The following is an 11,275-nucleotide window of genomic DNA, read 5'->3' as shown; positions in this document are numbered from 1 at the left end:
CCCTTGTTCATATCCGTCTCTCCTTGGTTCCAAAATTACCAAGCAAACCGTCTACAAATCTAGGGACACCTCAAATGTCCGAACACTTGGTTGGGCAGACGTTTCTATGAACCGATGAAATCTCAGATCTGTGAGTGAATGGTTCGATAGCTTGAGCATGTAAAGGTGTTGTAGGCGGCGTCTGGGGACGACGAAACGCGCATAAATTGAGGCCTCAAAATCGTCCACAGTTGTGGTTTTTGGAAGCGATTTTAGCTGCCTTTTACCGGGTTACTGTCATTCGAGAAATGCATTTCAAGGGCTTAAATGTATTTCCGATAAAAACAATCAACTTATCTAGACTCTTCCGCCTCCCTGAATTAATCAAACGGTGAATTTCGCAGCCAGCCGCCCGGTGAGCCACGCTTTAGCCTCAAAGGAACATCTTATGCTGCGCTATTCGCTTTTCGCATTCATGTTGGTTGTATCGCCAGCATTTGCTGACACCGTCACTGTTGAAACCTATACAGGCCCCGTCGAAGTTGAGACCGGTCCCGAACGTATCGCGGTATTTGATATAGCCGCACTTGATACTTTGGATGCTTTGGGGGTCCATGTTGATGGCGTTGTTGCACCGTTGTTTGTGGACTATGTCGCGGACACGGCTGAAGGCGCCGAGAGCGTCGGCTCGCTGTTCGAGCCTGACTTCGAAGCAATCGCTGCGGGCGGCTATGACCTCTTGATCGCAGGCGGGCGGTCTTCTTCTGTGGCCCCTGATTTGGCCAAAATCACACCCACGGTGGATATGACGATCTGGGAAGATACAGTTGGGCAAGGCCTTGCCCGCCTTGCAGCATACGGGGACATTTTTAACAAACAGGACGAAGCGGCCGCATTGCGTGTTGATTTTGACACCGCATTGGCCGCCGCCAAAGACGCTGTCGCTGACCAGGGCAGCGCATTGATCGTTATGACAAATGGGCCAACAGTATCCGCATATGGCGCGGCAGGCCGGTTTGGATGGTTGCACACTGCACTGGACCTGCCCGAAGCTGTTGTCGACGTTGAAACCACCACCCATGGTGAAGCGATCAGCTTTGAGTTCATTCGTGATGCCAACCCTGACATCTTGATCGTCATCGACCGAGCCGCTGCCGTCGGCCAAGAAGGTGAGGCCGCCGCTGCCACGCTTGATAACGCATTGGTGCAAGAAACATCTGCATGGCAGTCTGGCAATGTCATCTACCTCAATAGCGCGAACATCTACATCGCCGGTGGCGGCATTCAATCAATGATCAGCACGTTGACTCAGTTCGCTGACGCGTTTTCTGGCACCTAATTGACCCTAAAAATTTATATTTGGGCGGGCCTGTTTGGACTCGCCCTTTTGTCTATCCTTTCTCTGTTTATCGGCGTGATTGATCTGTCACTCGGTGACCTTTGGCACGATCCCGCGGCATTCGAGCTATTAGTGATAAGCCGTTTTCCTCGGACAGCCGCTGCACTGATTTGCGGATCATCGCTCGCGATCGCTGGGGCGATCATGCAGATGTTGGTCCGTAACCGCTTTGTTGAACCGATGACAACCGGAACGGGCCCCGGGGCCGGATTGGGTATTCTGATCGTCACAATTTTCTTTCCGGCGGCACCGCTGATCGTCAAAATGGTACTGGCTTCCATCGCCGCTCTCTGCGCGAGCCTTGGATTTTTAGCCATCGTCCAACGTTTGCCGCCAACCCAACCATTGCTCGTACCGTTGGTGGGGCTTGTCTATGGCGGGATCATCGGTGCCGGCGTCACCTTTGTCGCCTATCAAGCGGACCTGATTCAATACATCAGCGTTTGGATGAATGGGGAATTTTCGGGCGTCATTCAAGGCAGATATGAATTGTTGTGGATCGCTGCAGCTGTTGCCTTGGTGACTTATTTTGCCGCCGATCAATTTGCGATTGTTGGCTTAGGGCGCACGGCCTCAATCAACCTTGGGCTCAATTACACGCAGGCGATGCTGATTGGATTGGTTGCGATTTCTGTTGTGGCTGCATTGACGGTTACAACCGTCGGCATGATCCCATTTGTGGGATTGGTTGTCCCCAATATCGTTTCGCGCCTCGTGGGGGATCACCTGCGCAACACCCTTCCCTTGATTGCGCTGATGGGGGCATTACTGACCTTGGCGTCCGATATTATCGGTCGCGTTTTGCGCCACCCGTTTGAAATCCCGGTGGGCACCGTCTTTGGCGTTATCGGGACTCTTCTATTTCTGTGGCTTATTTTCCAAAGGCCCCGCCATGAATAGGCGTTTATGGGGTCTATTTGCTTTGCTGTTGTTGAGCTGTGCGTTCTACATGCTGTGGGGCGTGCGCGCGCCGTGGAGTTTTGTTCTCCCGTTTCGTGGGGCCAAACTTGGTGCATTGATCCTTGTTGGGTGCACGGTTTCGACGGCAAGCCTTCTGTTCCAAACAATCACACAAAACCGTATTTTGACACCGTCTATTATGGGGTTTGACGCCCTTTATCTGCTGTTGCTTAGCGGTGCGGTGTTTTGGCTTGGTGGGATGACGGTGGCAGGCGCGCCCCCACAGATCGTCTTTTTGGTCACGGCCTCGGCGTTGATCATAGCCTCGCTTTTGTTGTTTGGAACGCTCATGCGATCTGTACGTGGGGACCTGTTGCGCATGGTCCTGACCGGAATTATTTTTGGCGCATTATTTCGGTCCTTAACCAGTTTCTTAGAACGGATGATTGACCCAAACGAGTTCGCCGTGGTTCAAGCTGCGTCCTTTGCGCGGTTCACCCAGATCGAAACCGATCTTCTCGCATTGTCAGCCGGTGTTTCAGGACTAGCATTGCTGCGATGTTGGGTAATCCGCCACCGCCTCGACGTATTGGCACTTGGCCGTGACACCGCGATGTCACTGGGCGAACCGCCGCGCCGCTTGGAATTAGAGAGCTTGATCCTCATTGCAATACTCGTGTCGGTCTCTACCGCGTTGGTCGGGCCGCTCGCGTTTCTCGGGTTGTTGGTTCTCAGTCTTGCCCGGCTTATCACACCAAGCGAAAAACATGCGATCCTTATCCCGAGCGCGGGTCTAATCGCTGCCATCACATTGGTAGGCGGGCAAGCGGTCATGGAACATGTCATGGCCTTATCAACACCGCTTGTTGTTGTGATCGACCTGCTCGGCGGCGCAGTTTTTTTAGCACTATTACTGAAAGGATCGGGGCGGTGATTTCCATTCAAGGCGTGTCCCACGCGATTGGCGACAAACGTATTCTCAACGATGTGACAACTCAGATTGCGCAGGGTGGTATTACAGCACTTATAGGGCCTAACGGGGCCGGGAAATCGACGCTTTTGTCACTCATCGCGCGTCTGGAACCCCTGCAAACAGGCCGTATCCATGTGGATGCGTTGGAAATTGGGGCATGTTCTGATCAGGTTTTGGCCCAGCATTTATCGATCCTCCCACAAATGGCGGATCATACCCCGCGACTAACTGTAAAAGAGCTGGTTGGCTTTGGGCGGTATCCTTACAATCGCGGTCGGCCTACGGCACAAGACGATGCCAAAGTCGCACAAGCCTTGGGTATGTTCGGGCTAAACTTATTCGCGGACCGCACGCTAGATACTCTTTCAGGCGGACAGAAACAGCGCGCGCATATCGCGATGATTTTTGCCCAAGACACGGATTATGTCCTGCTGGACGAGCCCCTGAACAACCTTGATATCGCGGCCGGCAGATCGTTGATGAAAACCTTGCAACGCATGTGTGAGGATCACCGCAAGACAATTGTCATCGTCTTGCATGATATAAATGTGGCCAGCCGCTATGCGGATCAGATCATTGCCATGCGAGACGGCAGCGTCATAACACAAGGCCGCCCCGCAGAGATTGTCGATTCAGCGCTGGTGCAAGATGTCTTTGAAACTGATGCACCTGTGGTAACGGTCGAAGGTACAAATCTGGTGTTGATGTAAACGCTACCAGCCAATCCATGCCCCTTGCCAGCGATGGAATTGGGCAACTCAGCTTTGACAGACAGCGGTTGCCTCGATTTCGACTTTGAACTCTTCGCGGGTGAAGCCGCTCACGATTAACAGCGTGGATGCAGGACGGGTCGCAACGCCAGCCAGCCATTCATCGCGCACTGCCATATAGTCCGCGAAAAAGGCGCGGTCCGTTACAAAGGCGCTGAGGCGAATGATATCAGCGCGACCACAACCCGCGCCATTCAGGATCGCGTCTATGTTGGCAAAGCACTGTTCAGCCTGTGTACGTACATCAGCAGCGCAATTTCCGTCAGGGGCAAGCCCAAGCTGACCAGACGTGACAACCAAACGACCGGATGCGGGGCTGATGACGCCGTGGTTATAATTGCCAAATGGCGGCGCGATCGTGGTCGGATTGACGGCTCTGGTCATGATTTTTGGATTCCTCATGCGTTAAATGTGAGTCGTTACCTGATGCCACGTATTGCGCACGCACGCATAGGGTGCGCTTTAAAGATGGTCTAAGGCGGTCGTCTTCGCTCATTTAATCAGCAGCCATGTTATCAGTGCACATTGTTTAATCTAAACCATTCACCCCGTCACAAGAACTGCCTGTCGGTCCGTGATTATCACGAAAACAGCCCGCTAGGATCGTTTTCGGAATTCACCCATGGAGACTTTTATGACCCTCAAGCAATCTTTAACGTTCGCCACGCTTGCTGCTGTGACAGCAAGCAGCGCAACCGCGCAAGACCTTACGCCCGTAACATTCGGGACCAATTGGCTGGCCCAAGCCGAGCACGGCGGGTTTTATCAATCCGTAGCCGACGGCACCTATGCGGAATGCGGATTGGACGTCACGATCGTGCCCGGCGGACCGCAGGTGAACAACCGCGCGCTCATGTTGGCTGGCCGTATTGATTACCACATGGGCGGCGATCTGTTGCAGGCGTTCAACGCTGCCAAAGAAGGCATCCCTGTTGTTGCTGTCATGGCAACCTTCCAAAAGCACCCACAGGTTATCATTTCTCACCCAGGTCAGGCAGAAACCTTCGCAGATCTTAAGGACCTGACATTGCTGATCGGTGACAACGGATTTGCTTCTTATTACCAATGGATGATCGCCGAATACGGTTTCACCGTTGAGCAACGCGAACCCTATACCTTTAACCCCGCCCCATTCGTTGCGGACGAAGGCATGGCGATGCAGGGCTTCTTGTCGTCCGAACCTTATGTGATCGAAAAAGAAGCTGGCTTTGAACCCGACATCTTTTTGATCGCAGATGCCGGCTACACGACCTACGCGACGACCGTTGAAACAATGGCAGACACGATCGCCGAAAACCCCGAACAGGTCGCGTGCTTCGTCGAGGGCTCAATCACGGGCTGGTACAACTACCTTTATAATGATCACTCTGCCGCTGATGCGATGATCATCGAAGCCAATCCTGACATGACGCAGGACAAAATCGACTTCGCCATTGCAAAGATGTTGTCAGAAGGCATCGTTGACAGTGGTGACGCGCTTGAGCTTGGGATCGGCGCGATGACAGACGAACAGATCGACGGCTTCTACGCAAAAATGGTCGACGCTGGCGTCATCGAAGGCGATATTGATTATTCGGCCGCGTATACCACTGAATTTGTCAATGCGCGGGTTGGCATAGACCTTCGGTAATGCGCCCATGAACTGAAGACAGGGGCGGCATTTATTCGCCCCTGTCCTTGCTCAAGAAAGTCTGAAATGTCCAATACCTCTTCCATCCCACCTTTGGGACAACGCGACGCGCTGTTGCATATGGCTAACATCGACAAGGTCTTTAATGGCAACGTCGAGGCCCTCAAAAATCTGAATCTGACAGTTAACCAAGGCGATTTCATTTCGTTGCTGGGCCCATCAGGTTGCGGAAAATCGACGGCGCTACGCCTTATCGCGGGTCTGATGCGCCAGACGTCGGGACAGATTACGTGGAACGGCGGGTTAAACGAAGGGGACCTTGGTGTGGTCTTTCAGGAACCCACGCTGATGCCCTGGGCAACGGTTGAGCAGAACGTATGGTTGCCGCACCGTTTGCGTGGAAAATCGCTCGATGATGTGCGCGGTGATATTATGTGGGCACTTAAGATGGTGGGGTTGGAGAGTTTCCAAAAATCCTATCCGCGCGAATTATCAGGCGGCATGAAGATGCGGGTTTCGATTGCCCGCGCGCTGGTGACGCAACCACGTTTGATCCTAATGGATGAACCGTTTGCCGCACTCGATGAAATCACGCGCCACAAGCTGAACAACGACCTTCTGATGCTGCGCGATAAACTTAAATGCACCGTGATTTTTGTGACCCATTCGGTGTTTGAATCTGTTTTCCTATCTGACCGCATTGTCGTGATGGCCGCGCGCCCCGGTCGGGTTTCTTCAGAGGTCACCGTTGACGCCCCCTACCCGCGCACCGAAGAATTCCGAACCTCTGCGCAATATGCCGAACTGTGCCGTAAGGCGTCCGATGCGCTGCATGGCGCGATGAACCAACATGGTGAAAGGGCATCCGCATGAGCGCCCCAGAAATGCAAAACACCCAGTCACCGGTAGTCGACTTAGAAGAGTTGCAGTACGCCCGTGCACAACGCCGGGACAAAATAGCGAAATGGACCCTTCCAGTATTGATGCTGCTTCTTGCCATTTTTCTTTGGGATAGGCTCGTCGTTTGGAATGAGATTCCCCATTATATTCTTCCGGGGCCGGGGCTTGTTATTGAAACCTTGATCGAAGATTGGGGGATGCTATCGGACGCGCTTTGGGTGACGCTCAAGATCACGTTGATGGCCCTTGCGGTTGCAGTTCTGGGCGGTGTTGGGCTGGCCGTTTTGTTTACCCAGTCGCGGTACTTCGAAATGGCGTTTTACCCGTTCGCAGTCATTTTGCAGGTCACGCCCGTCGTGTCGATTGCACCGCTGATCTTTATATATGTCGACAATCGCTTGGCCGGGCTGTTGTTATGTGCGTGGATCGTGGCGTTTTTTCCAATCTTGTCCAACACGACGCTTGGGCTCAACTCGACCGATCATAATCTGCGCGACCTTTATAAAATCTACGGCGCGACGCGCTGGCAGCGGCTTCGGTATCTGCAACTGCCGACTGCACTGCCGTACTTCCTTGGAGGATTGCGGATCGCAGGGGGCTTGGCGCTGATTGGCGCTGTCGTGTCCGAGTATGTCGCCGGAACAGGCGGTATTGGATCTGGGCTCGCGTTTCGGATCCTTGAAGCGGGTTACAGGTTGAACATCCCACGTATGTTCGCTGCACTTCTTTTGATCGCGGCAACGGGTGTCGTGATATTCACGCTGGCTTCATTACTTAGCCACGCACTTTTACACAAATGGCACGAAAGCGCCATCAAACGGGAGAATTAATGGAATTTTGCGTTTTGCCCAGCGGCGCGAAGACACTTCGAAACTTAACCGTCCCCGCCTGTCTTATAGGCCAAGACGGAGACCTGATTACAACAGACCTAACCATCAAAGATGGTATGATTACATCAACGGACGCTGGGCAACCGGCCGAAACTGTAATCGAGATGAATGGCGCAATGGCCTTGCCATGCTTTGTCGATATGCACACGCATCTGGACAAAGGGCACATTTGGCCGCGGGCATCGAACCCTGACGGATCGTTCATGGGCGCACTGACAACCGTGCGCGAAGACCATCCGAATTGGACCGCCGCTGATGTCGAGGCGCGGATGGATTTCGCGCTGCGTTGTGCCTATGCCCATGGCACTAAGGCTATTCGCACCCATATCGACAGCGCCGATGAACTTGCTGCATCGTCGTTTGGCGTGGTGGCGAAATTGCAAAAGAAATGGGCGGGCAAGATCACGCTTCAGGCGTCCTGTCTTGTTGCGATTGACCGCGTGTTTCGCGACAAAGATCTGTTCCCTGAGGTTGCCCAACTTGTCGCGGAAACGGGCAATATCCTTGGTGCGGTGACCTATCCGGTGCCCGACCTGCAAGAGCGGCTTAACGACTTTTTCTACTTCGCGCAAAAATATGACCTCGATGTCGATTTTCACGTGGACGAAACCAATGACCCAACGTCGGACACACTGCGCACAATCGCGCAAACGGTGCTTGCACTTGGGTTCAAGAACAAGGTCACGGTGGGCCATTGCTGTTCAATTTCCGTCATGCCGGATGATGTCGCTGCAGAGATCATTTCGCTGGTTGCTAAGGCGGGGCTGCATGTCGTCTCGCTTCCGATGTGCAATATGTACCTGCAAGATCGCGAGGCGGGGCGCACACCGCGTTGGCGCGGTGTCACGATGGCGCATGAACTGAAGGTGGCAGGCGTCAGCGTTTCCTTTGCGTCGGACAACACCCGTGATCCGTTCTACGCCTACGGTGATCTGGACATGATCGAAGTCATGCGCGAAGCAACGCGGATTGCGCACCTTGATCACGGCCAAACCGATTGGCCTGCTTCGTTTGTGACCAATCCCGCAAACGCCTGCGGATTTGACACACCTAGTTTGACTGCTGGTTCCCCCGCAGATTTGATCTTGTGCAACGCGCGGACTTGGACCGAGTTTTTCGCCCGCCCGCAATCAGATCGCATCGTCTTGCGTGACGGCGATCCGATAGATCGCACCCTTCCTTCCTACTCTGAACTCGACCCGATTGTGAGCAAACCATGACCCCCAATATCCAAGCCGCGAAAGCCGCACTGTCGCATCTCGACATGGAACAGAACCCCGCCACCATCCGCAATAAATCGCGCGATTTTTTCTGGTATTCTCCTGTATTGAAGGAGGCGATGGACCACCTTGAAGCGGATTTTGTTATCAATGCAAAGTCCGAAGCAGAGATCATCGAAATCCTGCGTGTTTGTTACGCCCACGACGTGCCTGTCACAATGCGTGGCGGCGGAACTGGCAACTACGGCCAAGCCATGCCGCTTGCCGGTGGCTGCGTCATCCACGTCGCGAGAATGAACAAGATCAAGGAAATTGGTACCGGTTTCGTCGTTGTCGAACCGGGTGCGGTTATTAAGGAACTCGACGATGAGCTGAAGGCAAAAAGTGGCCAAGAACTGCGTATGTTCCCTTCGACCTATTCGCAGGCCACTATCGGTGGGTTTATCGCTGGCGGGTCTGGCGGTGTCGGCTCTGCGACTTGGGGTGCGTTGCGCGATATTGGCAACATCAAACGCCTACGTGTTGTCACGATGGAGGCCGAGCCACGTGTTTTGGAATTCACCGGCGAAGAACTCCACCGTGTGTCCCACGCCTATGGCACCAACGGTATCATCACCGAATTGGAACTGCCGCTCGCGCCCGCCTACGATTGGACGGAAATGTTCGTTCGTTTCGACAGCTTTCGCGCCGCGACAGAGTACGCAGGGGCAGTGACTGCCGAACCTGGGCTCTTGGTTAAGCTCGCGTCAGTCTATGCAGCGCCAATCGCACACGCTTTTTTCCAGCGCGTGAAGCCCCACGTCACAGAAGATGATCATCTTGTCGGCTTGATGGTCGCGCCCCACAATATGGATGGGATGCTGACTTTGCTTGAACGCTTTGAAGGCGCCAATGTGATCTACCGTTCAGATGATGACACATGGGATCGCAACCCCGGCCCGATGTATGAGTTCGGCTGGAACCACACGACGCTGCGGGCCATGAAGTTCAACAAGGGTCTCACCTATTTGCAGGTGCGCTATGGCAATGACATCGAAAAGGTCATCGCGGCCTATGAGACGTTTAAAGGTAAGCTGCACATGCACCTTGAAGTCATGCGCGAAGGCGCGGGCATTTCGTTTGCAGGGCTGCCAATTGTCGAACCGATGGACAAAGCCGCGCTTGATGAATTGGTCGCAGAACATGAAGCGATGGATTGCATGATATTCAATCCGCACCGCTACACGCTTGAAGAAGGCGGGCGGCAATCCACAGACAAACGTCAGCTTGATTTTAAGCGCGAATCCGACCCAAAGGGCCTGCTCAACCCCGGAAAAATGATCGCATGGGACGCGCCCGATTTTGATTACGCGGATATGTATTCCTACAAGAACATTCTACCCAAGCCCGAGACTGACGCATGAGCAGCGCAACTCCCAAAGGGCGCGTCATGGTTCTGTTCGCCCATCCTTGCCCCGAAAGCTTCAATACTGCGGTGCACGATGTTGTTGTGCAAACGCTCACCAAATCGGGCTGGGAGGTGGATGATTGCGACCTCAACAAAGAAGAGTTTCAACCCGTCCTGACCGAAGTTGAGCGGCGAGGGTACCACGAGGAGCCAGAAAACATCGCGCCAGTGCAGGCCTATGTCGACCGCATCAAAGCGGCTGACGCGATTGTCATGGTCTTTCCAGTTTGGAATTTTGGGTACCCTGCAATTCTCAAAGGGTTTTTAGATCGGGTATTTCTACCCGGCATTTCGTTCAAATTGGTTGATGGTAAAGTGCGGCCTGGCCTGACCAACATTAAGAAACTCTACGCTTGCACGACCTATGGCGGCACCCGTTGGCGCGCCATCCAAAACGCGGATCCACCCCGCAAAACCGTCACCCGTGCGGTTTGGTACGCCTGTGGAATGCCAAAGAAAAAGTATATCGGGCTCTATGACATGAACCGCAACACCGAGGCGACACTCAAGGCGCATTTAGAACGGGTTCGCCATGAGATGGAGACGTTCTGAGGCATGAAAGCGCTTGTTATTTACTGCCACCCACGGGAAGGATCCTATAACGCCGCGATCCGAGATTTGGTGATTGAACGATTGGAGACAAAGGGCGTCGCATATCGTTTGCGTGACCTTTACGCGGAAGGGTTCGATCCTACGCTTTCAGCCCATGACCACGAAGTTTACGAAACAGTGCCGGAAAACCGCGCGCGCGTTGATCGCGACTGCACAGATCTGGAATGGTGCGATGCATTGATTTTTGTTTACCCGACTTGGTGGTATGGCATGCCTGCTATGCTGAAAGGCTGGTTGGACCGTGTCATGGTGCCCGGTGTGTCGTTCATCATGCCCGAAGCCATCGGCGGTGACATCAAGCCGGGACTGACGCACATCAAGAAACTGGGCGTCTTTACAACCTGCGGTGCGTCGCGTTGGCTCACGTTTTTTATCGGTGCGCCGGGCAAACGAACCTTGTTGCGCGGGGTGCGCCTATTGCTGGCCAAGCGCGCCAAGACAAAGTTTGCGGCGCATTTCTTGATGGATAGCTCGAACCAAGAAACCCGTGCAGCCCACCTGAAGGTGGTCAAAACCCGTCTCGATCAACTCATCGATTCCTAGATCAAAAGGACA

Annotated in this window: 12 protein-coding genes; 11 read left to right on the top strand and 1 reads right to left on the bottom strand. The window is 53.7% G+C overall.

The window, feature by feature from the left end; genetic code table 11:
* The first annotated feature begins 427 nt into the window (after nucleotides 1–427).
* The 4 genes from DS901_RS02455 to DS901_RS02440 are packed head-to-tail and all read left to right on the top strand — an operon-like array spanning nucleotide 428 to nucleotide 3,961.
* Nucleotides 428–1,318 carry a siderophore ABC transporter substrate-binding protein gene (locus DS901_RS02455; RefSeq protein WP_113775318.1) on the top strand — a complete coding sequence of 297 codons (891 nt, stop codon included), beginning with the start codon at nucleotides 428–430 and terminating at the stop codon, nucleotides 1,316–1,318.
* Complete coding sequence (locus tag DS901_RS02450) at nucleotides 1,319–2,278, top strand: ABC transporter permease (protein WP_258546629.1); 960 nt, start codon at nucleotides 1,319–1,321, stop codon at nucleotides 2,276–2,278.
* Nucleotides 2,271–3,212 (top strand): iron chelate uptake ABC transporter family permease subunit, encoded by a 942-nt coding sequence (locus DS901_RS02445; RefSeq protein ID WP_113775317.1) that lies wholly within the window; start codon nucleotides 2,271–2,273, stop codon nucleotides 3,210–3,212. Before DS901_RS02450 ends, DS901_RS02445 begins: the two co-directional genes overlap by 8 nt.
* Nucleotides 3,209–3,961 carry an iron ABC transporter ATP-binding protein gene (locus DS901_RS02440; RefSeq protein WP_113775316.1) on the top strand — a complete coding sequence of 251 codons (753 nt, stop codon included), beginning with the start codon at nucleotides 3,209–3,211 and terminating at the stop codon, nucleotides 3,959–3,961. Before DS901_RS02445 ends, DS901_RS02440 begins: the two co-directional genes overlap by 4 nt.
* Nucleotides 3,962–4,009: 48 nt before the next feature.
* Here DS901_RS02440 and DS901_RS02435 read toward each other — a convergent pair whose 3' ends face one another.
* The gene (locus DS901_RS02435; RefSeq protein WP_113775315.1) at nucleotides 4,010–4,405 is read right to left on the bottom strand and encodes a RidA family protein; all 396 of its coding nucleotides are present in this window, start codon (nucleotides 4,403–4,405) and stop codon (nucleotides 4,010–4,012) included.
* Between the two features lie 250 nt (nucleotides 4,406–4,655).
* Between DS901_RS02435 and DS901_RS02430 the strand changes: the two genes are divergently transcribed.
* The 7 genes from DS901_RS02430 (at nucleotide 4,656) to DS901_RS02400 (ending at nucleotide 11,263) form a co-directional block, all read left to right on the top strand.
* Entirely contained in the window at nucleotides 4,656–5,651 is a 996-nt protein-coding gene (locus DS901_RS02430) for an ABC transporter substrate-binding protein (protein ID WP_113775314.1), read from the top strand.
* Between the two features lie 66 nt (nucleotides 5,652–5,717).
* The gene (locus DS901_RS02425; RefSeq protein WP_113775313.1) at nucleotides 5,718–6,524 is read left to right on the top strand and encodes an ABC transporter ATP-binding protein; all 807 of its coding nucleotides are present in this window, start codon (nucleotides 5,718–5,720) and stop codon (nucleotides 6,522–6,524) included.
* A complete protein-coding gene (locus DS901_RS02420) occupies nucleotides 6,521–7,381 on the top strand; it encodes an ABC transporter permease (RefSeq protein ID WP_113775312.1) in 861 nt (286 codons plus the stop codon). The genes DS901_RS02425 and DS901_RS02420 overlap by 4 nt, the downstream gene beginning before the upstream one ends.
* Nucleotides 7,381–8,661 carry a cytosine deaminase gene (locus DS901_RS02415; RefSeq protein ID WP_113775311.1) on the top strand — a complete coding sequence of 427 codons (1,281 nt, stop codon included), beginning with the start codon at nucleotides 7,381–7,383 and terminating at the stop codon, nucleotides 8,659–8,661. The genes DS901_RS02420 and DS901_RS02415 overlap by 1 nt, the downstream gene beginning before the upstream one ends.
* The gene (locus tag DS901_RS02410; protein WP_113775310.1) at nucleotides 8,658–10,064 is read left to right on the top strand and encodes an FAD-binding oxidoreductase; all 1,407 of its coding nucleotides are present in this window, start codon (nucleotides 8,658–8,660) and stop codon (nucleotides 10,062–10,064) included. Before DS901_RS02415 ends, DS901_RS02410 begins: the two co-directional genes overlap by 4 nt.
* On the top strand, nucleotides 10,061–10,660 hold the full coding sequence (locus DS901_RS02405; protein WP_113775309.1) for an NAD(P)H-dependent oxidoreductase: 600 nt from the start codon (nucleotides 10,061–10,063) through the stop codon (nucleotides 10,658–10,660). The genes DS901_RS02410 and DS901_RS02405 overlap by 4 nt, the downstream gene beginning before the upstream one ends.
* Before the next feature lie 3 nt (nucleotides 10,661–10,663).
* On the top strand, nucleotides 10,664–11,263 hold the full coding sequence (locus DS901_RS02400; protein WP_113775308.1) for an NAD(P)H-dependent oxidoreductase: 600 nt from the start codon (nucleotides 10,664–10,666) through the stop codon (nucleotides 11,261–11,263).
* The last annotated feature ends 12 nt before the right edge of the window (nucleotides 11,264–11,275 follow it).

The organism is Loktanella sp. D2R18, from assembly GCF_003318235.1.
Lineage (GTDB): Bacteria > Pseudomonadota > Alphaproteobacteria > Rhodobacterales > Rhodobacteraceae > Yoonia.
The sequence above is the reverse complement of the archived record's forward strand: the minus strand, read 5'-3'. Positions and strand labels throughout refer to the sequence as shown.

Coding starts and splice junctions, on each gene's coding strand:
- DS901_RS02455 (WP_113775318.1), top strand. CDS start 428: ATGCTGCGCTATTCGCTTTTCGCATTCATGTTGGTTGTATCGCCAGCA.
- DS901_RS02445 (WP_113775317.1), top strand. CDS start 2,271: ATGAATAGGCGTTTATGGGGTCTATTTGCTTTGCTGTTGTTGAGCTGT.
- DS901_RS02435 (WP_113775315.1), bottom strand. CDS start 4,405: ATGACCAGAGCCGTCAATCCGACCACGATCGCGCCGCCATTTGGCAAT.
- DS901_RS02430 (WP_113775314.1), top strand. CDS start 4,656: ATGACCCTCAAGCAATCTTTAACGTTCGCCACGCTTGCTGCTGTGACA.
- DS901_RS02425 (WP_113775313.1), top strand. CDS start 5,718: ATGTCCAATACCTCTTCCATCCCACCTTTGGGACAACGCGACGCGCTG.
- DS901_RS02420 (WP_113775312.1), top strand. CDS start 6,521: ATGAGCGCCCCAGAAATGCAAAACACCCAGTCACCGGTAGTCGACTTA.
- DS901_RS02415 (WP_113775311.1), top strand. CDS start 7,381: ATGGAATTTTGCGTTTTGCCCAGCGGCGCGAAGACACTTCGAAACTTA.
- DS901_RS02410 (WP_113775310.1), top strand. CDS start 8,658: ATGACCCCCAATATCCAAGCCGCGAAAGCCGCACTGTCGCATCTCGAC.
- DS901_RS02405 (WP_113775309.1), top strand. CDS start 10,061: ATGAGCAGCGCAACTCCCAAAGGGCGCGTCATGGTTCTGTTCGCCCAT.
- DS901_RS02400 (WP_113775308.1), top strand. CDS start 10,664: ATGAAAGCGCTTGTTATTTACTGCCACCCACGGGAAGGATCCTATAAC.